Raw genomic sequence first — 23,168 nt, forward strand, 5'->3', positions numbered from 1 at the left:
TCGATGGAGCGTGATCTGGCGAAAGAGCCAGCCAGCGAGGCCGCGCCCACGGGCAGGGGCGGCAGCCGCACGACCAAGGCCTTCTGGCGCAGGATTCGCGAGCCGCTCGCGCAATCCCGATTCGTCAAGAACGCCATTGCCAGCCTGCTCGCGCAGTTCGTGCGGCTGGTTCGCCTGACCAGCCCCCTGGTCGCCGGATCGGCCCGCTTTGCGGGCGGCGCCTATGCCGAGTTCGAGCCGGGGATCATTGCTCTGTGGCATGGCCAGCATCTTTTGACGCCGGCCTATTACCCCAAGCGCAAGCCGCTGGTCGCCATGGTGTCGCGCAGCGCCGATGCCGAACTCAACGCCCTGATGCTGGAGAAATTCGGCATCGAGGCGGTGCGCGGTTCGGGCGGGCGCGAGAATGCCAGGCATCTCGACAAGGGCGGGGCCAAGGCCCTCATCGCCCTCAAAAAGTCGCTCACCGCAGGCAAGAACGTCGCCATGATCGCAGACATTCCCCACGGTACCCCTCGCGATGCAGGGCTCGGTATCGTTCTTTTGGCTCGCCTTTCCGGCCGGCCGCTGCTGCCCGTCGCCATCGCCACCAGCCGCCGCAAGGTGCTGGAAAAGAGCTGGGACAAAACCACCATCAACCTGCCCTTCGGCCGCTCCGCCGTGACCATCGGCACGCCGATCTTTGTGGCGGCGGATGCCGACGATGCCGAAATGGAGCGCAAGCGCCAGGAAGTGACGGCCGCCCTCAACGCCGCGACCGCCGAGGCCTACCGTCTCGTGGATGGTCCGCGGTGAGCGGCCGCTGGGCACGTACCATGCTGTCGGCATACCGTTTTGCCGGCGCAGCCGCCTATCCCCTGGTCGGGCCTTACGTCGCCTGGCGCACCTCGCGCGGCAAGGAAGACCGCAACCGAAGGCGCGAGCGCTATGGCGTCGCCGGCCGCCCGCGCCCCGAGGGGCCGGTGATCTGGATTCATGCCGCGAGCGTCGGCGAGACCTTGGCCGTCGTGCCGCTGGTCGAAAGCATCCTCGACTACGGCGTCAACATCGTGCTGACGACCGGCACGGTGACCTCCGCCCAGGTCGTGGACGAGCGGCTCGGCGACCGCATCATCCACCAATATGTGCCGCTCGATCTGAAGCCGGCGGTCAGCCGCTTCCTCGATCACTGGAAACCTGATCTGGCGATCATCGCCGAATCCGAGATCTGGCCGATGACCATCCTCGAACTCGGTGCGCGCCACGTGCCGCAGGTGCTGGTCAATGGCCGGCTTTCCGATCGCTCGTTCACCTCGTGGAAGAAGCGGGCCAACATCGCCGAGGCGTTGTTCGAGAATCTGGCCCATGTCGTTGCCCAGTCCGACGTCGACGGCGAGCGTTTTCGAGCGCTCGGCGCCCGGCCGGTCACGGTGTCGGGCAATCTCAAGGTCGACACCAACCCGCCGCCGGTCGACCAACGGGCGCTTGCCACTTTGCAGCGGCAGATCGGCGCTCGCCCGACCTGGGCGGCGATCTCGACCCATGATGGCGAGGAAGTAGTCGCCGCGGAAGTCCACGCGACGCTGCACAAGCGTCACCACGGCCTTTTGACAATCGTCGTCCCGCGCCATCCCGATCGGGCCGAAGCCCTTGCCGCGCAGATTTCCGGCATGGGACTGAAGGTCGCGCGGCGCAGCAAGGGTGACCGTATCGGTCCCGACACCGATATCCTGCTTGGCGATACGATCGGCGAAATGGGGCTTTATCTACGCCTGACCGAAATCGCCTTCGTCGGCCGTTCGCTGACCTCCGAAGGCGGCCAGAACCCGCTCGAGCCGGCCATGCTCGACACGGCGGTTCTCGCCGGTCGCAACGTGCAGAATTTTCGCGAGGCCTATCAACGCCTGCTCGACAGCGGCGGCGCCAAGCTGGTGCGCGACCGCGACATGCTGGCTGGCGCCGTCAATTTCCTCCTGACTAACGAAGTGGCTCGCCACGAGATGATGGCGGCGGGAATCGCGACTGTCGATGAGATGCGCGGCGCACTGGCACGCACACTCAAATCGCTCGAACCCTATATCCAGCCGCTGGTGGTCAAGGCGCGCCTGAAGGGCGCGAACGGGCGTTAGCGTGGCCTCGGAAGCACCACCATTCTGGTGGGAAGAGCCGGACTGGAAAGTCTTGGCGCTATCGCCGCTGTCGGCTGTCTATGCGCTGGTCGCCGGTCGCGGCATGCGGCGGGCCCGACGCGAGAAGATCCAGGCGCCGGTTCTGTGCGTCGGCAATTTCACCGTTGGCGGCACCGGCAAGACGCCGGTGGCGATCGCGCTCGCCCAACAGGCCAAGCGCATGCGGCTGAAGCCCGGTTTCCTGTCGCGCGGCCATGGCGGTTCCTTCGCCGAACCGCATGTCGTCGATATCAGTCGTGACAGCGCCAAGCACGTCGGCGACGAGCCGCTTCTGTTGGCTGAACATGCCCCGGTTGCAGTGACGCCGAACCGTGCCGCCGGCGCCCGGCTGCTGCTGGAAAAGCACAGCTGTGATTTCCTGATCATGGACGACGGCTTCCAGAGCGCGCGCATTCACATCGATTATGCGCTGGTCGTGGTCGATGCCCGTTATGGGATCGGCAATGGCCGCGTCATCCCGGGCGGTCCGCTCAGGGCCAAAATCGTCGACCAGCTGGTCTTCACCAGCGGGCTGCTGAAGATGGGCGAGGGCACCGCCGCCGATGCCGTGGTCCGCCGGGCAGCGCGTGCCGGCCGGCCGATCTTCGAGGCCCACACGGAGCCGAGCAGCGAGGCGGGGCTTGCCGGAAAGCGGTTTCTGGCCTTTGCCGGCATCGGTCATCCCGAAAAGTTCTTCGACACGGTGCGCGAGGCCGGCGGCGAAGTGATCCTGTCCAGGCCCTTTCCGGACCATCACTTCTACGCCGAGGACGAGCTCGCCGAACTGGCCGCGACGGCGCGGGCCGAAGGCCTTGGCCTGATCACCACCGCCAAGGACGCCGCCCGGTTGCGCCATGGCGCCCCGCAGGATTTTCTCGACCGTCTCGACGTGCTGGAAATCGACACGATTTTCGAGCTTGATCACGTTCCCGAGCGCATCATCGAGGAAACGCTCGATGCCTGGCGCCAGCGTAAGCTGAGAGGCTAGCCCCGCTTGCGCAGTTCCGGATGCACCTCGATTTCGCGGCGCAGCGATGCGCTCGCGTTCACGTAGGGCTCCTGCCTGGCAACGCTCCAGTATTTCAGCTCGTCCAGTGGGATGTTTTCGCCCGTCACGGCGCAGCGCACGAACGAGCCGGGGCTGGTGACCTGGAAATCGCCATCGAGATAGCGGATGCGGGCTTCCTTGCCGCCCGGGCCTTCGAAACGGTTCATCATGCGGTGGTACTTGAGTTCATTGGGATTCAATCGCCATAAATCGTGGGCAAGGTCAAGCTTGGCGCAATGCTCATGTAATATTGCCCTTCGGCACGATGGTTGTCAGGAAGCGCCATGGACATCGCCAATGCAAGCATGCCGTCTTTGCTGAAAGAAGCACTCACGCCCCAGCCGGTGCCTTCCCTCAAGGCCGACCCGGCGACCGCGGCGCTGGTCAAGGCGCTCGTCCAGCCGCCGGCGCCCGCGATGGTGCAATCGGCGCAGTTCGCCGCCCAGGCGCTGCAAGGCTCGCTGCCGCGACCGGCCGCTCAGACGTCGCAACGCCTGTCATCCTCCGAGATCGAGGATGCTTACCGGGCCGTCATGGAACTTGACGCCGCCACCCACCATGCACCGCCACGAGCCTCGACGGGTGGGACAGGGACGGACACCGATCAGGCTTCGCGCGGCTTCGCCCCGCCGCAGATAACGGTCACCGACAGCACACCCAAACTGGCGCCGGCCTCGGCCTCGTCCACATTTTCGCCTGCGGTCGCTTCCGCCGCGGTGCTGGTCGCGGCCAACGCCAACGCGCCGCAACCGCGCGGCGCCTCCATCCGACCGGCGGGCCATGCTCCACGATCCGAGCCAGCTCCGTCGTCGCTGTGGACGATATCGATCGTGACGGCCATCGTCTCGGCCGCGACTACCATGATTGTGCTTTTTCTGTTCCGTTAAAGCAGGTATCACGCGATTTCCGACAGGGGACCGCCACGCATTGTCTCCGAGACGTGTCGCAGCCTAATCGTCATCCTGCAGGAAAGCTTCCAGCCTTGCCGAAGCAAGCCCGGCCTGTTCGGCAATGCGCCTGGCGAGATCGGCGGCGGCCGCGCGCGGTCGGCCGACCGGACGATCCAGCCAGTAGGAAACGGGATTGAGCGCGGTGCGATCGTCGACGGCGACGAGGCGCCCCGATTCTATCTGGTGCTCGGTGAGCGGCGGCCGCGCCAGCGCGATGCCGAGGCCATGGGCTGCGGCATCGAGCACCAGATTGTAGTCCTCGAAGCGGCGGTCCTGCGGGCGCGGCCGGTAATCCATGTCCTGCGCGGCGAACCAGGCGCGCCAGCCCGAAGCGTCGGAATCGTTGATCAGCGGGAATTTGAGCAACCGGGCCGGGTCGCCAGCGCCGATCTCTCTTGCAAGGCCCGGCGAGGCGATCGGGAAGAGATGTTCTTCGAACAGTTGCACCGAGACGCGGCCCGGAATGCGGCCGCGACCGCAGCGGACCGACAGATCGATGCCTTCGTCGGCGAGATCGGCCTGGCGGTTGTCGACGTCGAGCACGATGCGCAGGCGGGTAGGGTCGTTTTCCAGCGTTGCCATGCGCTGCATCAGCCACAAGCCGCTCACCGATGGAATGGAGGCCAGGCGCACCACGGCGGTGCCGCGCGGCTCCACCCACCGATCCGAATTGACCGATATCAGCGCGAAGGCTTCGGTGGTCCTGAGATGCAGGCGATTGCCTTCGTTGGTCAGCGACACGCCGCGCGCGCCGCGTTCGAAAACCTTCAGGCCAAGCCAGTCCTCGAGCTTGGCGATCTGCCGGCTGACGGCGCCATGGGTGAGGTTGAGTTTTTCAGCGGCGGCCGAAAAGCTTCCCGTCCGGGCCGCCGCGTCGAAGGCGCGCAATGTCTCCAGCGGCAGCATACTGTTCGAGCTGTGATCCATGCTCACAGGTGACCCTTGATTTGGTCGTTTGTCAATTGACCTGAAAGGGCGTTTTCTGCTGCCGAGACCGAAGAATCCGAGGGCAATGAGATGAGCGCAACCACAGGCACGTTGAATTCGACACAGCGGATGGACACCACGGCCGCCATCGCCGTGGCGCTGACGGTGATCGGCTGGGCCTCTGCCTTCCCGGCGATCCGGGCCGGGCTCGCCGCTTTCCAGCCGTTGGAGCTTGGCGCCCTGCGCTTTGCCATAGCCGCCGTGCCGGCTGCCATCTTCCTTGCCGTCAAGCGTCCGGCGCTGCCCAGGATCGGCGATTTCTGGCGCTTCGCCTTCGGCGGCGCCATTTTCGTCGCGCTCTACACGGCGATGCTCAATTTTGGCGAGCAGACCGTCTCGGCCGGAGCAGCCGGCTTCATCATCAATGTCAGTCCCATCTTCACCGCCATCATGGCGATGGCCCTGCTTGGCGAGCGCTTCTCAGGCCTGGCCTGGATCGGTACCGTCATTTCCTTCGCCGGCATCGGTATCATCGCCATCGCCGACGGGCATGGCCTTCATTTCAATGCCGGCGCGCTGCTGGTGCTTGGCTCGGCACTCTGCTCGGCCGTCAACACCATCGTCCAGAAGCCGCTGTTTGCCCGCCACAATCCGCTGACCATCGCGGCGTCCAACATGGTGCTCGGCGCGCTCTGCCTGGCGCCCTTCCTGCCCGCTGCTCTGCAGCAGGCCACGGTCGCGAACACCGCCGGCCTCGGCGCCGTCATCTATCTCGGCATCGTGCCGAGCCTGATCGCTTATGCGGCCTGGGCGACTGCGCTGTCGCGTCTGCCGGCGGCGCGTGCCTCGAACTTCTTGTACCTGGTCTCGCCGATGTCGGCACTGATCGGCTTCTTCTGGCTGGGCGAGGTGCCGACGCTGCTCGGCATTCTCGGCGGCGCGCTGGCGCTCGGCGGCGTTATCGTGGTGAATTTGAAACGCTAATTCAAAAGGTTGCGATCTTTCCCTGACTTATCAGGAACCACGGATTTCAGTTGACGGCTGCCGCGACGCAAGGCAACTGTCACGCAGTCTTGGCGGATTGCCGTCGCGGAGCGCAGCGGGGCTGGGATGGGAAGACGTTTTATCTCAACGGTCGTTTGCTTGTTGCTGCTCAACGCAAAAGCCGTTGCGGGTTGGTACCACGTGGAAAATTACGAGGGTTTCCTCGGGGCATCTCCTATCCATTTCTCCATCCAGACATATGACAGCTTAGGCAGCGCGCCGAAGGTCGATGGAAGCTACTTCTACGACGCGAAGCAAATCCCGATTGCGCTGTATGGCACGGTCAGCGGCACCAGGTTCGTGCTTTGCGAGTTTTCAAACGACGAGGAATTTTATCAGAGTCCCCCCATCAACGCTGCAAGGTGCCCATTCTCCCTCGATCTCAAGGGAAATGCTGTGACAGGAAGCTGGAGCAAAGGCACGGACAGATATCCCGTCACCCTCAAGAAAATAGCGAGCCTGGATGACACCGGCGAGGCAAAGATCGACGGCACTGTCGAGATTCCCTTTTGGGCGCAGACAGCCACCGACAGGTTTTCGGGAATCTACACGAATACCAGCGCCGGCCTTTGCATGGAAAAAGTGCAGGTCATCAAAAAGAGCAGCCGCAAGGTTGTCCAGGAAATTACCTTCGATGACGACGTTTGCAGTGCCGGTATGCTGATGACGACCATCTACATGAACGTCCAGAAATGGGTGGAACAAGGCAAGGACATCATTTCCGTGAATTTTCAAGGCGGCGGCGCCGGAACCGCGGTCGATTACGTCTTCAATTCACGGACAAGGAAATATCAGCAGAGGAAATGAGAGCTGGCCCGTTGGGGCCGGTTCACCGCCGCCCGAACAGCCTTTCGATATCCGCCAGCTTCAGCTCGATATAGGTGGGACGGCCATGATTGCAGGTGCCTGAGCCCGGCGTCGCCTCCATCTGGCGCAGCAGCGCGTTCATCTCCTCGGCCTTGAGCAGCCGGCCGGAGCGCACGGAGCCGTGGCAGGCCATGGTCGCCGCGATCTTGTCCAGCCGACCTTTGAGCGTCTCGACCGTGTCGTTGTCGGCGATCTCGTCGGCGAGGTCGCGCACCAATTGCTGGACATTGGTCTCGCCCAGCATCGACGGCGTCTCGCGCACGGCAACCGCGCCCGGGCCGAAACGCTCGATGCCGAGGCCGAAGCGGGCGAGCGTTTCGGAATGCATGGCGAGCCTCTCGGCGTCCTCTTCCGGCAAGTCGATGATCTCGGGCAGAAGCAGCATCTGCGAGGGCACTGGCCGCGAGTGCAGGGCGTTCTTCAGCGCTTCATAGACCAGCCGCTCATGCGCCGCGTGCTGGTCGACGATGACGAGCGAATCCCTGGTCTGGGCGACGATGTAGTTCTCGTGCACCTGGGCGCGCGCGGCACCCAGCACCGCGCCGAGCAGCGTCTCGGTTGCCTCATTCTGCCCGGCGCGCGCATCGGCGCTGGCGAGCGGGCCGACATCGAATGCCCCCTGGTCGGGTTCACCGAAGCCGCCGGTTCTTGCGTTGCCGCGTTCAAAAGCTGCTCCTGCGAATTGCATGTCGAGCGGCCGCTGCGGTGAGCGCGAAGGATCGAAACCCGCGGGGCCGGACGCGCGGAAAGCTGCTTCGTAGCTGCGATGGCCATTTGTCGGGCCGCCGTGGTCATAGGGCGCGGCGCCCGGGCGGAACGCAGCCATCATGCCTGCGGCACCCGTGGTGGCGGAGCGGATGCCGGCATCGGCCAACGCCTGCCGGATCGCGCCGACGATCAGGCCGCGCACGAGGCCCGGATCACGGAAGCGGACATCGGCTTTGGCCGGATGGACGTTGACGTCGACGATGGTCGGATCGAGCGAAAGGAACAGCACGGTCACGGCGTGGCGGTCGCGCGGCAGGACATCGGCGAAGGCGCCGCGAATGGCGCCGGCGATCAGCTTGTCGCGCACCGGCCTGCCATTGACATAGGCGTATTGCTGCAGCGCGTTGGCGCGGGTGAAGGACGGGATCGACACATGGCCGGTCAGATGCACGCCTTCGCGCATCGCGTCGATTGCAATGGAATTGTCGGGAAAGTCGGCACCCATCACCTGCGCGATCCGGCGCAGGCTGCCTTCCGCGCTGTCCTCGGTCGCCGGCAGTTCCAGCGTCGTGCGGTCGGACCCGGCCAGGGTGAAACGCACTGTGGGGAAGGCGATGGCGATGCGCTTGACCACGTCGCTGATGGCCGAGCTTTCGGCGCGTTCGCCTTTCATGAATTTCAGCCGTGCCGGCGTGGCGAAGAACAGGTCGCGCACCTCGACGGTGGTGCCGCGATTGGCTGCAGCCGGCCTGATGGACAGGACGCGGCCGCCCTCGATGCCGATCTCGGCGGCGCTGTCGCCCGAAGCCGTGCGCGAGCGGATCGACAGCCGCGACACCGAGCCGATCGACGGCAACGCCTCGCCGCGAAAACCAAGCGAGCGGATGTCGTGGATGTCCTCGGCAAGCTTGGACGTGCAGTGACGCGCGATCGCCAGCGCCAACTCCTGCTCCGGAATGCCGGAGCCGTCGTCGGTGACGCGGATAAGGTTCAGCCCGCCGCCCGATGTGACGACCTCTACCTTGCTCGCACCGGCGTCGAGCGCGTTCTCGACCAGTTCCTTGACCACGCTCGCCGGACGCTCGATGACTTCGCCGGCGGCGATCTGGTTGATCATCGTTTCGGAAAGCTGTCGGATGGGCATGATCAGATCTTACACGGATTCGGTCGGTGCGTGCGAGGCTACTTTACGCCTGCGCGACCAGCCAGTCTCTTACCTTGCGGGCATTGTCCGAGAGCTCGCGGTTCTTCGGCCACACGACATAGAAGGCCTTGCCGGTCTTGAGCACGTGGTTCGTCACCGGTACCAGCAGGCCCGTCGCCAGCAGCCGCTCAGCAAGGTGCCGCCAGCCCAACGCAATGCCTTGCCCCTCCATGACCCCCTGGATCACCAGGCCATAATCATTGATGCGCAGGCCTCGCGCGGTATTGCTGAGGCTGCCGCCGGCCGACTGAAACCATTCGTCCCAGCTTGCCGCTTCACGATACGGCTCCTCGAGGTGAATGAGACGGTGCGTGGCCAGTTCCTCGACGGTTCCCGGCATGCCGAACTTGGCCAAGTAGCTGGTTCCGGCGACGGGGAAGATCTCCTCATCGGCGAGCGGCAGCGAGTGGTAGTCCGGCCATTCCCTGGGCTCGCCGCCGCGCACCGCCAGCGGGATACCTTCGGCGATGATGTCGAGATCACGGTCGGCGGTCTGGATGCGCAGGTCGATGCCCGGCAATTCGTCGCGGAACTGCTGCAGGCGCGGCATCATCCAGAAGGAGCCAAAAGCGGTCGAGGCGGCAAGCGTCACATGGCCACCGGTCGCCTGCAGGCGCAGATCCTCGGCGGATTTGCGGATATGCGACAAGCCCAGCGAGACGTCGGCATGGAACCGCTCGCCGGCTTCCGTCAGGCTGACTTGCCGGTGGCGGCGCTGGAACAGCTTGGCGCCGAGCTGTTCTTCCAGCCCGCGCACCGCATAGGAGACGGCCGCCTGCGTCATGCCAAGCTCCCGCCCGGCGGCGGTGAAGCTCGACAGCCGGCCCGCCGCCTCGAAGACGATCAGGCTGCCGGCGGACGGCAGGAGGTGGCGCAGGCTTCGCATAAGCACAGCTTATACAAGAGATCAGGATTTTCCAGCGTCACAGCCATGTTTCGCCTCGCTAACTTGGCTGGAACGGACGCTAGGAGGTCTCATGAACGCACCCGCCGCTGAATTGACCGAACCGACCCATCGCCGTGGCGGTGGCCGTCTCGGGCGCAAGGCGCTCCGTGGGGCACCGGTCGCCTCGTTCCCAACCCTGGTTCGTCAGATCCCGGTGTACCAGATGGTTCCGGATGAGGCGGTGGAACTGATCCACGAGGAGTCGCTTTCGATCCTGGAAGAGGTCGGCTGCGAATTCCGCGACGACGAGGCCATCGCCTTGTGGAAGGCGGCCGGTGCCGATGTCCGGGAAACGCGGGTCCGCATCGATCGCGCGCTGCTGATGGAACTCGTCTCCAAGGTTCCCTCCGAGTTCACGCTCAACGCGCGCAATCCCCAGCGCACGGTGCGCGTCGGCGGCAAGAACTCGATCTTCGTGCCGATGTATGGCGCGCCCTATGTGCGCGACCTCGACAACAACAGGCGCTACGGCACGCTTGCCGACCTGAATAATTTCCACAAGCTCGCCTACATGGCGCCGGCGCTGCACTCGTCGAGTTCGATCATCTGCGAGCCAATGGAAATTGCCGTGCCCAAGCGGCACCTGCACATCATCCATTCGGCGCTGAAATATTCCGACAAACCGTTCATGGGCATTGTGACGTCCAAGGAGCGGGCGGAAGATACGATGGCGATGGCCGGCATCGTGTTCGGCGAGGAATTCGTCCGCGACAATCCGGTGCTGGTTGCAATCACCAACTGCAATTCGCCGCTGGTCTGGGACGCCACCATGCTGGACGCCATGAGGGTGTATGCGCGCCACAATCAGCCGCTGATCCTGGCGCCCTTCGCGCTCTGCGGCGCCTCGACCTCGGCGTCGGCCGTCGGCGCGGTTGCGCAGGTCAACGCCGAGGCGCTTGCCGGGGTGGCCTTCACCCAGCTCATCCGCCCGGGTTCACCCCAGATCTACGGCCAGTTCATGGTCACGGTCGACATGAAGACCGGCGCTCCGATGGGCGGCACGCCGGAGGCCGCCCAGATGATGTATCTGATGGGTGCGCTGGCGCGGAAATACAAACTGCCCTGGCGCACGTCAGGCTTCCATGTCGGCTCGAAGCTCAACGATGCCCAGGCCGGCTACGAGGCGAACATGCTGATGCATGCCGCCATCCTTGCCGGCGCCAACTACATCTGGCATTCGGCCGGCTGGCTGGAAGCAGGTCTCACCTGCGGTTACTCGAAATTCGCCACCGACTGCGAACAGCTCGTCGGCTGGTACAAATACGCGGGCGGCCTGCCTTTCGACGATTTCAAGGAGGCGATGGCGGCGATCCGCGAGGTCGGGCCGCAAGGCCATTTCCTCGGCACCCAGCACACGCTCGAGCATTTCGAGAAGGCTTTCTTCATGCCGAGCATCATGGACTTCAACTCCTACGAACAATGGAAGGCGGAAGGGGCGAAGGACCACGATACGCGCGGCCGCGAGAAGGCGCGCAACATGCTCGCCGATTATGAGGAGCCGAAACTCGACGAAGGCATCGCCGACGGTCTCAAGGATCTGATCGCGCGGCGCGAGGAAAAATTGCCCGACAGCGTTAGTTGAAAAACAACAGACAAAGACCTGACGGGAACAACAAGGGGAGAGTGACATGACGGTTTTCAAAAGTAATGGCGATCGTGTGCCGCAGGCTATCGAAGCGATGGCAACGGAGGCGCGGGCGGGTCGCATGGACCGGCGCGAGTTCCTGGCGCTGGCCAGCGCGCTTGGTGCATCGACGGCGTTTGCCTATGGCATGATCGGCCTCGCCGCGCCGACGCAAGCTCTGGCCGAGGAGCCGAAGAAGGGCGGGACGCTGCACGTCTCGATGGCGGTGAAGGCGCAGAAGGATCCGCGTACTTACGACTGGGTGGAGCTGGCCAACATCTCGCGCAGCTGGCTGGAGCCGTTGGTTCGCTACACCAGACAATTCACCTTCGAGCCGGTGCTGCTCGAAAGCTGGGACATCAACGACGACGCCACCGAATACACGCTGCATGTGCGCAAGGGCGTCACCTGGAACAATGGCGATGCCTTCAACGCCGATGACGTGGTGCACAATGTGACGCGCTGGTGCGAGAAGGGGGTCGCCGGCAACTCGATGGCGGCGCGCGTCGGTGCGCTGATCGATGCCAAGACCGGCAAGGCCAGGGACGGTGCCATCACCAAGGTCGACGACAATACGGTCAAGCTGAAGCTCAGCGAGCCCGACATTTCGCTCATTCCGAACTTCACCGATTACCCCGCCCTTATCGTGCACCGGAATTTCGATGCCGATGGCGCCGATCCGATCAAGAAGCCGATCGGCACGGGAGCGTTCGAGCTGGTCTCTTACGACGTCGGCCAGAAGGCGGTGGTCAAGCGCCGCGAGAACGGCAAGTGGTGGGGTGGCGAAGCCCCGCTCGACAGCGTCGAGTTCATCGATTACGGCACCGACTTCAACGCCACGGTCAATGCATTCGATTCCGGTGAAATCGACCTCAACTTCGAGTCGCCCGCCGACTTCATCGACATACTCGACAAGATGGGGCTGCAGAAATCGGAGGTCGCGACCGCCACCACGCTGGTTGCCCGCACCAACATCACGCACAAGCCTTATGACGACCAGCGCGTTCGCAATGCCCTGCAGATGGCGGTCGACAACAACGCGGTGCTGCAACTCGGCTATAATGGCCGGGGCACGGTCGGCGAGAACCACCATGTCAGCCCGATCCATCCCGAATATTATGCCCTGCCCAAGAAGGAGCGCGATGCCGCGGGCGCCAAGAAGCTGATGGCGGACGCCGGCCAAGCCGACTTCGAGCACGAGCTGATCACCATCGAGGACGACTGGCAGAAGAACACCGGCGATGCGATCGCCGGCCAGCTGCGCGACGCCGGTATCAAGGTCAAGCGCACCGTGCTGCCTGGCTCGACCTTCTGGAATGACTGGACGAAATATCCCTATTCGATGACCATCTGGTACATGCGCCCGCTCGGCGTCCAGGTGCTGGCGCTGGGCTATCGCACCGGCGAGGCGTGGAATGAATCGGCTTATTCCAATCCCGATTTCGACGCCAAGCTCAAGCAGGCGCTCTCGCTGATCGACGTCGCCAAGCGCAAGGAGGTGATGAAGGATGTCGAGCAGATCCTGCAGGACTCCGGCGTCATCATCCAGCCGTTCTGGCAGAAGCTCTACAGCCATACGAACAAGAAGGTGAAGAACTACGGCGTCCACCAGACCTTCGAAATGGATCTCCAGAACGTCTGGCTGGACGCCTAGCTTCAAGGATCGCGGCAAAGCCGGCACCCCCGAGGTGCCGGCTTTCCGGCAAGAATCGACTTTGGTTGCGAGCGCTGGCGCCTGGGTGCCGCCGCCAAAGCTTTGAAGGAGCGGTGCATGTCTGGGCGGGTCTTCAACCGGCTGTTCACGTCGGCCACTCTGCGCGGCAAGACGTTACGCAACAGGATCGTATTCGGAGCCCATACCGCCAACATGGCGGTGGAGGGGCTGCCGACCGCGCGGCATGTCGGCTATTACGCGGAACGCGCCATCGGCGGCGCCGGCATGATCGTGGTCGAGCCAATGCCCGTGCATCAGGCCGCCGTGCTTACCCGTGGCAACTTCAGCCCGTCCGATGACCGCGTCATCCCGCATTTTCGCAAGGTGACGGAGGCAATTCGCGGCAACGGCGCCGTCGCCATCCAGCAGCTCTACCACGTCGGCCAGCACGCGGACGCGGACAACTCGTTTCACCCCGGTTGGTCGCCTTCCGGCCTGCCGAGCTACCACGATTCCGACGGTTCGCATCGGATGTACGAAGCCGAGATTGAAGAAACGATCGACGGCTTTGTCCAGGCGGCGCGCCGTTGCCGCGAGGCCGGCTTCGACGGCGTCGAGGTCTGGGCGGCGTACCATTCGATGCTGGACCAGTTCTGGACACCCTGGTCGAACCGCCGCGACGACCGATGGGGCGGCAGCCTTGAAAACCGCACCCGGATGAGCCGTGAGGTGATGACCAGGATTCGCCGGGAATGCGGCGATGATTTCATCATCGGTCTTGCGATCAGTGATGAGCCGGAAGTCGAAGTGGCGCTGAAGCGCGAAGCGCTGGCCGAAATAATCGACCTCCACGACCGCGATACCTTGATCGACTATGTGACTTGCGGAACGGGTTCCTACTTCGACTTCTACAAGATCATGCCGACCTTTGTTTATCCCGAAAAGCTCGGTGCCGACCTGGCGTCCGTGCTCAAATCCACCGTGCGTCATGCGCTGATCACCGCCGAGAGCCATATCCGCACCGCCGAGAACGCCGAGAGCGTGTTGAGCGAAGGCCGCGCCGATCTCGTTTCCATCGTGCGCGGGCAGATCGCCGATCCGCACCTTGCGGCAAAGGCCGCCGCCGGACGGCCGCAGGACATTCGCGGCTGCCTGTCGTGCAACCAGATGTGCTGGGGCCGGCGCAGCCGTGATTACTGGATCAGCTGCGTCATCAATCCATCCGCGGGGCGGGAATGGGAGTGGGGCGGAGATCGCTTCGCTCCGGCCGCCCAGCCGAAGCGCGTGCTGGTCGTCGGCGGCGGCCCGGCCGGGCTCGAAGTGGCGCGCGCCGCGGCCGAGCGCGGACACCGGGTGACACTGGCCGAGGCGTCCGACCGCCTTGGGGGGCAGTTCCGTCTTGCGGGACTGCAGCCGCGCCGTGCCCAGATTCTGGATCTGATCGACTGGTACGAGCGCCAGCTCGGCCAGCTTCAGGTCGACATCCGCTACGGGCAGTATGTCGAAGCCGACGATGTCGAGCGCGAAGGCGCGGATCACGTCATCGTCGCGACCGGCTCGATGCCGCCAGACGGCGCTTTCCAGCGGGCCTTGCCACAGTGGGACAGCATTCCAGGCGGCGGGCCGGTGCTCTCGGCCGAAGCGGTGATGGCCCGTGAGGCGAGGCCGGGAAAAAATGTTCTGTTGCTGGACGATGGCGGCAATTGGAAAGGCTGCGGCACCGCCTGGAAACTCGCCGAGGACGGTCACAATGTGACGCTTGTGACACCGGACGCCCTGGTTGGCAAAGAGCTTCAGCGAATGGCCGTCGACGCGCCGCTGCGGCGGGCGCTCGCCAAGCTGAAGGTGCGGTTTGTGACCGAGAGCGCCGTCGTTCACTGGGATGGCAGGATGGCCAGGGTCGCTTCGCTGCTCGATGAAACCGAGCAGGAGATCGAAGCCGATGCGCTGGTCTTCGCCACGACGAATATGGCCGCCAACATGCTTTCCATTGAACTCGAAAGGCGCAAGATTGCCCACACTTCGATTGGTGATTGTACCTCTTCCAGGCAGGTGGCATTCGCCATCCATGACGGACGCAAGGCAGCGCTCGGCCTCTGAGTGCAAGCTTCGCCTGCACGTCCCGTCGAGATGACCCGCTTCAGCCGTGATGCGTGCGCAGGCGGGCTTCATGAACCGCAAAAAAGCCGATATGCAGGATGCGTGGTATTGGTTGCTTCAAGCCATGAAAAGCCGGAGATTCTGCATGAGACTGACAGTGCTCCTTGCCGCCCTTTCGATAGCCTTGCCCGCCGCCGCCGTGGCCGGTCCGGCTTCCGACGCCGTGAAGTTCTTCTATGTCCCGCAGGTCAAGTTCGAGGCCGACGCACAATACCGCGATCGCTTCACCGAGCCGGTGACGAAATTGTTCGACCTCAACGACCAGGCGACCAAGAAGAATCCGGACCAGGTCGCCTGTATCGACTTCGACCCCGGCCTCGATGCGCAGGATTTCGACCAAAAGACCCTTTCCAAGACACTGAAGCTGTCTGAGACGGTGGATGGCGACACGGCGCAAGTGGTGGCGAACTTCAGTCTTTTTCCGGAAGGAGACGATGCGCAGCGCGAAATGCACTGGTCGCTGAAGAAGGTCGACGGCAAATGGAAGATATCGGACATTGCATCGAAGACCAGCGACTGGACGCTGAGCCAGCTCGAATGCATGGCGGGCCAAGATCCGGAGTGAAGCAATGGCCGGTCGCGCGCTCCTGTCATTGTCGGCCATGTGCCTGCTGGCGGCTGGCTTGAACGGCGCATCCGCTCAGGGCCTGTTGGGCGCGCCGCCGGCAAATGCGCCTGCCGGGACCGCGCCTGATGACGGCCGGATACCGCCGGCAACCGCGCCTGGCGGAGCCGCGGAGCCGGCGACGCCGCCCGTCGCATGGCCGCCGAGCGAGCCTGCCGCCCCCATCCAGCCGGGATCGCCGACAGCGGTGGTGCGGCCGTTTTACGATCAGGTCGGCCTGGAGGTCGATCCGGCCCAGCGCGGCCATTTCACCGACCCGGCTAAAACCGTGCTCGACAAGAGCGATGCCTTGCGCAAATCCGGGCAGGGCGAGTGCCTGGACCCCAACATGGCGCTCGACAATGCGGACTACGACGAGGCCGAGATCGACAAAAGCCTGAAGACGCTCGAAGCGATCAATGGCGATCAGGCCAAGGTCATCGTCGCCTTCGTCGTCGGCGGCAACCCGCACCGCCTCGAATGGAAGTTCAAGAAGGTCGGCGGCGAATGGAAGATATCGGACCTTTTGTCGGTGACCGGCGAATGGGCGTTAAGCCAGTACCAGTGCGAATGATGGCCGAACTAGCCGCGCCCGCGATAGGGGGCGACGCCGGTGTCCGGCAGCCAGGCGCCTTCCGGCGGAGAGCCGGTTTGCCAGAACACGTCGATCGGAATGCCGCCGCGTGGATACCAATAGCCGCCTATGCGCAACCAGAGCGGCTTGGTCGCGGCCACGATGCGACGTCCGATCATCACCGTACAGTCTTCATGGAAAGCGCCATGGTTGCGAAACGAGGTCATGAACAGCTTCAGCGACTTCGATTCCACCAGGGCGGCATCGGGTGCGTAGTCGATGACGATATGAGCGAAATCCGGCTGTCCGGTCACCGGGCAGAGCGAGGTGAATTCCGGGCAGGTGAAGCGCACGATCGCCGGCGGTCCGTCGCCGCGAGAAAACGGCACGGTTTCCAGGACCGCAGCTTCGGGGCTCTGTGGCGTCTCGACGTGCGTGCCGAGCTGGGTGAGGGTTTTGGTATCGATCATAAGCGGTTTCCTTGGATTTGCCGCTCATTAGCACAAATTAAAACGGCAGGAAGACGATGATCAGCAACGACCCGCTTCTCCAACCTTACCAGCTCAAGCATTTGACGCTGAAGAATCGGGTGATGTCGACCAGCCACGAGCCGGCCTACTCGGAGGACGGCATGCCGAAGCAGCGCTATCGGCTCTACCATGCCGAAAAGGCCAAGGGCGGCATGGCGCTGACCATGACCGCAGGCTCGGCCATCGTTTCGCGCGACAGCCCAGCCGCCTTCGGCAATTTGCATGTCTATGACGACCGCATCGTGCCGTGGCTGGCCGAACTCGCTGACGCCTGCCACGAGCACGATTGCAAGGTGATGATCCAGATCACTCATCTTGGCCGCCGCACCGGCTGGAACAAGGCCGACTGGCTGCCGGTGCTGTCAGCCTCGCCGGTGCGCGAGCCGGCGCATCGTGCTTTCCCCAAGAGCATCGAGGAGTGGGATATCGAGCGCATCGTCGCCGACTATGCATCGGCGGCCCAGCGCTGCCAGGCAGCCGGGCTCGACGGCATCGAGTTCGAATCTTACGGCCATCTGATGGACGGCTTCTGGTCGCCTGCCACCAATCATCGCGGTGACGAATATGGCGGTTCGCTCGACAATCGCCTGCGCTTCACCAACATGGTGCTTGATGCGGTGCGAGCGGCGGTCGGCGAGAAATTCGTCGTCGGCATCCGCATGGTCGCCGACGAGGATTTCGAGAAAGGCCTGTCGAAGGAGGAGGGCGTCGAGATCGCCAGGTGGCTGGCCGGCTCCGGCAAGGTCGATTTCCTCAACATCATCCGTGGTTCGATCGAGACCGATGCGGCGCTCACAAAGGTGATCCCGGTGACCGGCATGCGGTCTTCGCCGCATCTCGATTTCGCCGGCGAGGTGAGGGCGGCGACGAAATTCCCGACCTTCCACGCGGCGCGCATTTCCGATGTCGCCACCGCGCGCCATGCGATCGCCACCGGCAAGCTCGACATGGTCGGCATGACCCGCGCCCACATCGCCGATCCGCACATCATCAGGAAGGTGATGGAGGGCCGCGAGCACGAGATCCGTCCCTGTGTCGGCGCCACCTATTGTCTGGATCGCATCTACGAAGGCGGCGAGGCGCTGTGCGTCCACAATGCGGCGACCGGCCGCGAGGCGGATATCCCACATATCATCGCCAAGACGGAAGGGCCTAGGCGGAAAGTCGTGGTCGTCGGCGCCGGCGCCGGCGGACTGGAGGCGGCGCGCGTCGCGGCCGAGCGCGGCCATCAGGTCACGATCCTGGAAGCATCATCACAAGCGGGTGGCCAGGTCCGCCTGGCGACCCAGAACCCACGCCGCAAGGAGTTGATCGGCATCATCGACTGGCGTCTGGCCGAGCTCGAACGGCTCGGCGTCGAGATCCGCTACGACACCTGGGCCGAGCAGGACGACGTCCTGGCCCTGGGCCCTGACGTGGTGGTCGTCGCCACCGGCGGCCTGCCGCAGAACCCGCCGCTGGCCTCCGGCGACAATCTCGTCATCTCGAGCTGGGATATCATGGCCGGCAGCGTCAAGCCGGCCGAGAATGTTCTTCTCTTTGACGATAATGGCGGCCATCAGGGCATGGGCGCGGCCGAACTGATTGCCAACGGCGGCTCGAAATTGGAACTGGTTTCGCCAGAGCGGTTCTTCGCCCCCGAAATGGGCGGCATGAACCACGTGCCGTACATGCGCGCCTTCCAGGAAAGGGGCGTCACCATCACCATCAACACACGCCTGCGCTCTGTGCGGCGCGAGGGCAATCAATTGGTCGCGGAACTCGCTTCGGATTTTGCCGATGGCTGGCGCGGGGAGCGCAGGGTCGACCAGGTGGTGGTCGAGCACGGCACGGCGCCGCTTGACGACCTCTATCTGTCGCTAAAGCCGCTGTCGAGGAATGGCGGCGCGATCGATTATGAGCGGCTGGTGAGCGGCGGCGATATCTTCCCATCACGCAATTCGGAAGGTGGTTTCGTCGTGTTCCGCATCGGGGATGCGGTCGCCTCGCGCAACATCCACGCCGCCATCTATGACGGCATAAGGTTCGGGATCAGGATTTGATCACGACCAGATGGCGCGCAACGGCCTTTGCAAGGAGAGCCACCTACCGCTCTGGTCCTTTGCGCGCCGCGCATGGTCGGCTTTCACCGGCCGTGCGATTCTAAAACATCTTGGCGGTCGCCATGCAAAGCACGGTGATGACCAGCAGCCCGCCGGCGATGCGTTCGCCCCTGGTCATCTTTGCGCGCAGCTCTGTTTGGGTTGCGGCATCGGCGCCGGCTAGCTGCCTGCTGGAGGAGCCCACAAGCGCGCCTTGCACGCCAGCGGCGATCAGCGCCGTCAAAATGCCGAGCGCCAGTACCTTCTCCATCGAGCCGAAAGCACCCTCATGAAAGAAATACCAGAGCAGCAAACCGGTCAGGAAAGCCAAACCGGCCGCGCCCATTTGCGGCCGGAAGAACCGCTCTGCCCGGATGTCCGGATCGCGGGCAACCGCGATGGTCGTGCCGGCCCAGAAGACGCCGGCCATGACGTGCAGGCCGATGACGACGATATAAACATATTGCATGACCGCATTCCTCTCATTCGCCCGCCGCCTGCGCGCCGCAACCATGTCGCGATGCCATCAATAAGACAAAGTTAGATATCTAACGGTTAGATGTCAATCATGAAGCCGAGTTTCACGTTTCCATTGCTTGCTCTACTGTCAGATCATGACACCGTTTGAACGCCCGCCGGTCGGCATGAATCTCGGCCGCACCGCCAAGCTTGTTGCCCAGGCCTTCGACGCTGCCTTGGTTGAAGCGGGGGGGACCTTGCCGGTCTGGCTCACGCTGCTGTCGGTCAAGTCGAGCGAGCTTGCCAATCAACGCGAACTTGCCGGCATGATCGGCATCCAGGGTGCGACGCTGACCCATCATCTCAATGCGATGGAGGTGCAGGGCCTGCTGACGCGGCGGCGCGACCCCGTCAACCGACGGGTTCACATGGTCGAATTGACGGAGGCGGGAGAAGCGCTGTTCGAGACGTTGCGGCAAGCCGCGCTCGTCTTCGACAAGCGGCTTCGCACCGGACTGTCCGATGAGCGTCTGGCTGAGTTTGCACAGGTGCTCGCGGCGTTGCGGGAGAATGTGGGGAGCTAGCAGTGCCGACCTGATGGCTCAGTCGTCATAGCTCTGGATTATTCCAAACGCATAGTGGCGCAGTTTCAATGCGGTGATCAGCTTGGTCAATTGCGTCTTGCCGTCAAAGCCGTCCTGAAACATCTCGTCGTGCATGAGCAGGATCAACTTGCCCGGTTTTGGCGAAATGGCCATAGCCGAACAAATGATCGATCTCGCTGACCAGATGGTCGACGCTCTGCACCGGCTCGCCGCTGTCCTTGTGCACCACTCGCGATCCCAGCCATAGAGATAAAAGCCGGACGCCGCGACAAACTCATAGTCGGGACCCTCACGCCCGGCTTGCGCCTGTCCAAGCGAATTGTCGTTCTTCGACATCGAAGGCAGCCGGAACACATCGCGTCCCGGCAGGCGGGCGTGCACCGCCGGCTTCAGGCCCAATACGGCATTGGCCATGAGCATGTCGGCAACCACGCCTTCCGTATCGCCATAGAAGTGCCGGTAGTGATTGTAGGCGTGACTGTAGCTGTGGTTGCCGATCGTCACCAGCGGCATCGCCTTGGCGCGCCGTACCAACGCCTTGTTGGACGCACTGGCTTCGGCATGCATGCCGACCATGAACAGCGTTGCCGGAACCTGCGCCGCCTCCAAGACGTCGAGGATGTTGCTCGTGCCGTTCAGCGGACCGTCGTCGAAGGTGAGATAGATGGTGCGATTCGCGCAATAGGCCGGCAACGCCGGCATCAACATGGCTGCCAGGGCAAGCCAAAGGAATGTCATGCGGCCGCTATCCCGTTGCGATCAGGGCCGGCCGCCATTTTCGCGGCTACTTGTCAAGGCTGGCCGGGCTCCGCCTACGCCAGGCTTCCTTGCAATACCGTCAGCCTGGCTTTCTTCGGCATGCGGGCGGTCAGCCATTCAAGCGCCTTGTCATGCGGCATCGGAAAAGCGATCGAATAGCCTTGCACCTGGTCGCAGCCGATTGCCATCAGCGAATCGAGTTCCGCCTCGGTTTCGGCGCCCTCGGCAACGATGGAGATGCCCAACCCCCGGGCAAGCTCCGTGATGGCGCGCACGATCTTGGAGTTGTCTCCATTCTCATGGATGTTCTGGACGAAGCGGCGGTCGATCTTGAGCCGGTCGATCTCGTTGGGATTGACGTGGCTGAGCGAAGCATAGCCGGTGCCGAAATCGTCGAGCTCCAGATGGACGCCGGCCGCCCTGATGTGGCGCAGCTTCGCCGCGATGCCTGTCTTCTCGTCGTCGAGAATGACGGATTCGACGATTTCCAGCGACAGTTTCTGTGGCGGTAGTCCGGCCTTCTCCAACGTCTCGAACAGAAACGCATCGAAATCGTGCTCGCGCAACTCGGTGCCCGAGACATTGACGGCAAGCCGCCCGAAGGCAATCCCGGCACGGTTCCATTCAGCGGCCTCGTTGATCGCCTTGCTGATCACGATGCGGCCGATATCCGGCATGAAGCCGCATTTCTCAGCGACCGGAATGAACTCGCCCGGCGAGATCATGCCGCGCTCGGCATGGTTCCATCGCACGAGCGCTTCGATGCCGCTGATGGTGCCGTCGGTCAGCGAGACCTGCGGCTGGAAATAGACCTGGAACGCCTTTTCGGAAATGGCGACCTTGATGTCGTGTTCGAGCTGCTTGCGGTAGTCGAGCTCGCGACGCAGTTCCTCTGAGAAGAACGAGAAGTTGCCGCCACCCATTTTTTTGGCGGAGTAAAGCGCCAGATCGGCATGGACGAGCAGGTCTTGCGCATTGTCGGCATCGATCGGATAGACGGCGATGCCGCCGCTGGCGCCCGGCAGGATGGTGGTGCCCTGGAACACGATGGGCTCATTGATGTGCACCAGGATGCGCCGTGCCAGCATGTTGATGTCCTCGGTGTTGCCGGCTCCGTTGAGGATCATCACGAATTCGTCGCCACCAAGCCGCGCGCACAGATCCGACGCCCGGCAGGAATCGCGCATGCGCTGTGCGGTCACCACCAGGACATAGTCGCCGGCGGCGTGGCCCAGCGTATCGTTGATCTGCTTGAAGCGGTCGAGGTCGAGCTGGACCACGGCCAGGCGTTCGCGCCGGCGATGCGCGCCCTTGATCAGCGTCTCGAAATGGTCGGTCAGGAAGGTGCGGTTGTGCAGGCCAGTGAGGCCGTCATGCACCGCGATGAAGGCCATCGAATTGCGCGCATCGACCAGTTCACGTGTCTTGCGCAGGATCGCGTTGGACATCGGCCTGAAGATGAACAGCGCCACCAGCAGGATGACACCGAGGGTGGCGTAGAACAGCGTGCGATGGAGGGTGAGCAGCTTCTCGGAGCGCTCGTCGGCATCCGCACTGATACGCTGGCCGAGCGCGGCATAGCCCGACAGCGTGGCATTGGCGACCGAGGCATCGAGGTTGACTCGTTCGGCGCCGCCCTTGTAGCCCCCATTGTCGAGCTGGTTGAGTTGCGATTCAAAGGCCGAGACCAGCCGATCGCCATTGGCGATCAGGCCAACCGAGAAATAGTCGAGATGGAAGGGTTTGGCGAAAAGCACGCTCTCGATCGACTTCGGATCGAGCTTGGCAGGCGATTGCGGATCCGCGCCTGTCTGCTTGAGCAGCAGATCATAACTTGTCTCGAACTCAGCCGTGGCCTGCTTCAGCGCGCTAACCAGCGCTGGCTGCTTGTCGCGCGAGGCGGCGCCCGTTGCGCTGGCAAGGAAAACGATGCGCTGCGATAACGTTTTTTGCGTGCCGACGATGTCGAGCAGCGTGTTGTTGTGCTGCTGCGTGGCCATCGTCTGCTGCAGCAGGACGAAGGAGGCCGCCACCATGGCGGCAATGATCAGCAGCGCCAGCCAGTAGCCAGCTTTGATCAGCAGTATGAGCTTGCCTGAAACGGTTTGCACCGGCTGCTGAGACATGTTCGGGGGCGGTCCTCTCGCCAACGGATTTCTGTATGAGCACCATTGAACTGCAAACGTTAACAGGACCGGAAGTCGACGGCCGGCCGGCAAGGGGGAGGCGGGGAGAAATCGCGAAATGGTTATCGGGCTCTTTCGCCGCAAGCCCGCA

Annotated in this window: 21 protein-coding genes; 13 read left to right on the forward strand and 8 right to left on the reverse strand. The window is 63.5% G+C overall.

The features are described from left to right. The first annotated feature begins 3 nt into the window (after window positions 1-3). From FJ492_RS06180 to lpxK, 3 genes are read left to right on the forward strand one after another with little or no spacing between them, the layout of a single operon-like run. A complete protein-coding gene (locus tag FJ492_RS06180) occupies window positions 4-795 on the forward strand; it encodes a lysophospholipid acyltransferase family protein (RefSeq protein WP_140714217.1) in 792 nt (263 codons plus the stop codon). Then, complete coding sequence (gene waaA, locus FJ492_RS06185; protein ID WP_140714219.1) at window positions 792-2,108, forward strand: lipid IV(A) 3-deoxy-D-manno-octulosonic acid transferase; 1,317 nt, start codon at window positions 792-794, stop codon at window positions 2,106-2,108. The genes FJ492_RS06180 and waaA overlap by 4 nt, the downstream gene beginning before the upstream one ends. A gap of 1 nt (window position 2,109) precedes the next feature. Then, window positions 2,110-3,135, forward strand: coding sequence for a tetraacyldisaccharide 4'-kinase (gene lpxK, locus FJ492_RS06190; RefSeq protein ID WP_140769028.1), 1,026 nt, complete (start codon window positions 2,110-2,112; stop codon window positions 3,133-3,135). On the opposite strand, the gene FJ492_RS06195 is transcribed toward lpxK, so the two are convergent. Next, window positions 3,132-3,365, reverse strand: coding sequence for a DUF2093 domain-containing protein (locus tag FJ492_RS06195; RefSeq protein ID WP_027143200.1), 234 nt, complete (start codon window positions 3,363-3,365; stop codon window positions 3,132-3,134). The genes lpxK and FJ492_RS06195 overlap by 4 nt on opposite strands. Before the next feature lie 114 nt (window positions 3,366-3,479). Between FJ492_RS06195 and FJ492_RS06200 the strand changes: the two genes are divergently transcribed. After that, window positions 3,480-4,082, forward strand: a complete 603-nt coding sequence (locus tag FJ492_RS06200) for a hypothetical protein (RefSeq protein ID WP_140769030.1) — start codon at window positions 3,480-3,482, stop codon at window positions 4,080-4,082. A gap of 63 nt (window positions 4,083-4,145) precedes the next feature. Here FJ492_RS06200 and FJ492_RS06205 read toward each other — a convergent pair whose 3' ends face one another. After that, window positions 4,146-5,072, reverse strand: coding sequence for a LysR substrate-binding domain-containing protein (locus tag FJ492_RS06205; RefSeq protein ID WP_140749116.1), 927 nt, complete (start codon window positions 5,070-5,072; stop codon window positions 4,146-4,148). Between the two features lie 90 nt (window positions 5,073-5,162). On the opposite strand from FJ492_RS06205, the gene FJ492_RS06210 reads away from it, so the two are divergent. Both FJ492_RS06210 and FJ492_RS06215 read left to right on the forward strand, forming a co-directional pair. After that, window positions 5,163-6,056 carry a DMT family transporter gene (locus FJ492_RS06210; protein ID WP_140769032.1) on the forward strand — a complete coding sequence of 298 codons (894 nt, stop codon included), beginning with the start codon at window positions 5,163-5,165 and terminating at the stop codon, window positions 6,054-6,056. 159 nt (window positions 6,057-6,215) lie between these two features. After that, complete coding sequence (locus tag FJ492_RS06215) at window positions 6,216-6,923, forward strand: hypothetical protein (RefSeq protein WP_140769034.1); 708 nt, start codon at window positions 6,216-6,218, stop codon at window positions 6,921-6,923. A gap of 22 nt (window positions 6,924-6,945) precedes the next feature. On the opposite strand, the gene mutL is transcribed toward FJ492_RS06215, so the two are convergent. Together mutL and FJ492_RS06225 are read right to left on the reverse strand one after the other, a co-directional pair. Then, on the reverse strand, window positions 6,946-8,835 hold the full coding sequence (mutL, locus tag FJ492_RS06220; protein WP_140769036.1) for a DNA mismatch repair endonuclease MutL: 1,890 nt from the start codon (window positions 8,833-8,835) through the stop codon (window positions 6,946-6,948). Between the two features lie 43 nt (window positions 8,836-8,878). Beyond that, a complete protein-coding gene (locus FJ492_RS06225) occupies window positions 8,879-9,781 on the reverse strand; it encodes a LysR substrate-binding domain-containing protein (protein WP_140507295.1) in 903 nt (300 codons plus the stop codon). A 91-nt stretch (window positions 9,782-9,872) separates the two neighbouring features. Here FJ492_RS06225 and FJ492_RS06230 point away from each other — a divergent pair, with 91 nt between their 5' ends. The 5 genes from FJ492_RS06230 to FJ492_RS06250 all read left to right on the forward strand — a co-directional run bounded on the left by FJ492_RS06230 (window position 9,873) and on the right by FJ492_RS06250 (window position 16,457). After that, window positions 9,873-11,423: a trimethylamine methyltransferase family protein gene (locus FJ492_RS06230; protein ID WP_140749104.1), complete on the forward strand. Its 1,551-nt coding sequence runs from the start codon at window positions 9,873-9,875 to the stop codon at window positions 11,421-11,423. A gap of 46 nt (window positions 11,424-11,469) precedes the next feature. Continuing rightward, on the forward strand, window positions 11,470-13,119 hold the full coding sequence (locus FJ492_RS06235; RefSeq protein ID WP_140714234.1) for an ABC transporter substrate-binding protein: 1,650 nt from the start codon (window positions 11,470-11,472) through the stop codon (window positions 13,117-13,119). A gap of 117 nt (window positions 13,120-13,236) precedes the next feature. Continuing rightward, entirely contained in the window at window positions 13,237-15,219 is a 1,983-nt protein-coding gene (locus FJ492_RS06240) for an FAD-dependent oxidoreductase (protein WP_140769038.1), read from the forward strand. 145 nt (window positions 15,220-15,364) lie between these two features. Then, on the forward strand, window positions 15,365-15,844 hold the full coding sequence (locus tag FJ492_RS06245; protein WP_140507289.1) for a DUF3828 domain-containing protein: 480 nt from the start codon (window positions 15,365-15,367) through the stop codon (window positions 15,842-15,844). Window positions 15,845-15,848: 4 nt separating this feature from the next. Beyond that, window positions 15,849-16,457: a hypothetical protein gene (locus FJ492_RS06250; RefSeq protein ID WP_140749095.1), complete on the forward strand. Its 609-nt coding sequence runs from the start codon at window positions 15,849-15,851 to the stop codon at window positions 16,455-16,457. A gap of 8 nt (window positions 16,458-16,465) precedes the next feature. Here the strand turns inward: FJ492_RS06250 and queF are convergent, their stop codons facing one another. Continuing rightward, window positions 16,466-16,927 (reverse strand): preQ(1) synthase, encoded by a 462-nt coding sequence (queF, locus tag FJ492_RS06255; protein WP_140507287.1) that lies wholly within the window; start codon window positions 16,925-16,927, stop codon window positions 16,466-16,468. A gap of 56 nt (window positions 16,928-16,983) precedes the next feature. Between queF and FJ492_RS06260 the strand changes: the two genes are divergently transcribed. Beyond that, on the forward strand, window positions 16,984-19,029 hold the full coding sequence (locus FJ492_RS06260; RefSeq protein ID WP_140507286.1) for an NADH:flavin oxidoreductase: 2,046 nt from the start codon (window positions 16,984-16,986) through the stop codon (window positions 19,027-19,029). 100 nt (window positions 19,030-19,129) lie between these two features. Here FJ492_RS06260 and FJ492_RS06265 read toward each other — a convergent pair whose 3' ends face one another. Further along, the gene (locus FJ492_RS06265) at window positions 19,130-19,537 is read right to left on the reverse strand and encodes a hypothetical protein (protein ID WP_140507285.1); all 408 of its coding nucleotides are present in this window, start codon (window positions 19,535-19,537) and stop codon (window positions 19,130-19,132) included. A gap of 175 nt (window positions 19,538-19,712) precedes the next feature. Here FJ492_RS06265 and FJ492_RS06270 point away from each other — a divergent pair, with 175 nt between their 5' ends. Next, the gene (locus FJ492_RS06270; protein WP_246673853.1) at window positions 19,713-20,111 is read left to right on the forward strand and encodes a MarR family transcriptional regulator; all 399 of its coding nucleotides are present in this window, start codon (window positions 19,713-19,715) and stop codon (window positions 20,109-20,111) included. Window positions 20,112-20,129: 18 nt separating this feature from the next. Here the strand turns inward: FJ492_RS06270 and FJ492_RS06275 are convergent, their stop codons facing one another. Together FJ492_RS06275 and FJ492_RS06280 are read right to left on the reverse strand one after the other, a co-directional pair. Beyond that, entirely contained in the window at window positions 20,130-20,870 is a 741-nt protein-coding gene (locus tag FJ492_RS06275) for a polysaccharide deacetylase family protein (protein ID WP_246675913.1), read from the reverse strand. Between the two features lie 74 nt (window positions 20,871-20,944). Continuing rightward, window positions 20,945-23,017 carry an EAL domain-containing protein gene (locus FJ492_RS06280; protein WP_140507283.1) on the reverse strand — a complete coding sequence of 691 codons (2,073 nt, stop codon included), beginning with the start codon at window positions 23,015-23,017 and terminating at the stop codon, window positions 20,945-20,947. Window positions 23,018-23,168 lie beyond the last annotated feature (151 nt).

Origin of the sequence: Mesorhizobium sp. B2-5-4 (assembly GCF_006441095.1) — a bacterium.
Lineage (GTDB): Bacteria > Pseudomonadota > Alphaproteobacteria > Rhizobiales > Rhizobiaceae > Mesorhizobium > Mesorhizobium salmacidum.